This window comes from Streptomyces sp. CB01881 (assembly GCF_002953255.1).
Lineage (GTDB): Bacteria > Actinomycetota > Actinomycetes > Streptomycetales > Streptomycetaceae > Kitasatospora.
Window position 1 is genome coordinate 10,826,650 of record NZ_CP026498.1, and the last position, 1,842, is coordinate 10,828,491.

The 1,842-nt window shown below is 72.7% G+C and carries 2 protein-coding genes; both read left to right on the forward strand.

The features are described from left to right. Window positions 1-448, forward strand: a 448-nt coding sequence (locus C2142_RS36620) for a substrate-binding domain-containing protein (RefSeq protein WP_148647241.1), incomplete at its 5' end; no start/stop codon positions are given. A gap of 323 nt (window positions 449-771) precedes the next feature. After that, window positions 772-1,842, forward strand: a 1,071-nt coding sequence (locus C2142_RS41115) for a ribulokinase (protein ID WP_241003025.1), incomplete at its 3' end; no start/stop codon positions are given.

Here is a 1,842-nt window from a genome sequence, read left to right on the forward strand (position 1 = left end):
GGGCCGGCCACTGGAGAGCCAGGATCGCGAGGAGGGGTGGCGCCGCACGCTGCAGGCGGCCGGAGCCCCGGTGCCAGACGTCGAACGCGGCGACTGGAGTGCCCGCTCGGGCTACCAGGCGGGGCTGCGGATCGCGCAACTCCCAGATGTCACGGCCGTCTTCTGCGCCAACGACCACATGGCTCTCGGACTGCTGCGCGCCCTGCACGAGGCCGGTCGGGCGGTGCCGGAGGAGATCAGCGTGGTCGGGTTCGACGACATTCCGGAGGCCGCCTACTTCATCCCGCCGCTGACCACCGTGCGGCAGGACTTCGGCGAACTCGGCAGGCGGGCCCTGGAACTACTCGTGGCGGAGTTGGAGGGCGGCGCCAAGCCCTCTCCGACCCATGAGAGGATCCCCCCGGAGCTGGTGCTGCGTCGCAGCGTCGGGCCGGCCGCCCGATGGTGAAGAGCCGGCGGTTCGCGGCGCCCTGATCATCTGCTTTCGCGGTGCTCCGCCAGGGAAGCTCCCTTGACACGGTGAATGTTAGCGCTAACAATTCCTGTGAGCGCTAACAAGGAGTGCTCCTCCGAACTCCGCCGGCCAGGCGCTGACATCCCCGTTTCCGAGCGCCCGGCCGGCGGCCCCTCGTTCCGCCCTCCAGAGGGAGAGGTAGCGGAACGGAGCCTGTCGCCGGCGAGCTCCCCCTGCCCCGATCGTGGACCGCGCCGGCGGCAGGCGACACCCCAGGCTTCGCGCCAACACCGCTCCCCCATACGAAGGATGAGGTCGTGACCGTGAACCCCGCAGCCCCCGACCCGGAGAGATACGTCGTCGGGATCGACTTCGGCACCCTCTCCGGCCGCGCCGTGGTCGTCCGAGTCCGGGACGGCGAGGAGGTCGGCACCGCCGTCCACCACTACCCGCACGCCGTCATCGAGCGGGAGCTGCCCGGCACCGGCCGGCCGCTCCCGCCCGACTGGGCGCTGCAGCACCCCGCGGACTGGCGCGAGGTGCTGCGCACCGCCGTCCCGGCCGCGCTCGCCGCCTCCGGCGTCGACCCCGCCCACGTCATCGGTATCGCCACCGACTTCACCTCCTGCACCGTCCTGCCGGTGCTCGCCGACGGAACCCCGCTGGCCGAGACGCCCGCGTGGGCGTCGCACCCGCACGCCTGGCCCAAGCTCTGGAAGCACCACGCCGCCCAGGGCCAGGCGGACCGGATCAACGCCCTGGCGCACGCCCGGGGCGAGAAGTGGATCAGCCGCTACGGCGGCCGGATCTCCGCCGAGTGGCAGTGCGCCAAGGCCCTCCAGCTCCTGGAGGAGGACCCGGCGGTCTACGCCGCCTGCGCGCGCTGGATCGAGGCCGCCGACTGGATCGTCTGGCAGCTCACGGGCGCCGAGAGCCGCAACACCTGCACCGCCGGCTACAAGGGAATCCACCAGGACGGCAGTTACCCGAGCGAGGACTACCTCGCCGCGCTCCACCCGGACTTCGCCGGCTTCGCCCGCACCCGCCTGGAGCACCCGCTCTCCCCGCTCGGCTCCCGGGTCGGCGCGCTCACCGCGCAGGCCGCCGAGTGGACCGGCCTGCCGGAGGGCATCGCGGTCGCCGCAGGCAACGTCGACGCGCACGTCGCCGCACCGGCCGCCCGCGCCGTCGACAACGGCAAACTCCTCGCCATCATGGGCACGTCCACCTGCCACGTCGTCAACGGTGCGACGCTCGCCGATGTCCCCGGCATCTGCGGTGTGGTCGAGGACGGCATCGTCACCGGCTCCTACGGCTACGAGGCCGGCCAGAGCGCCGTCGGCGACATCTTCGCCTGGTGGCTGCGCCAGGGGGTACCCGCCGACTAC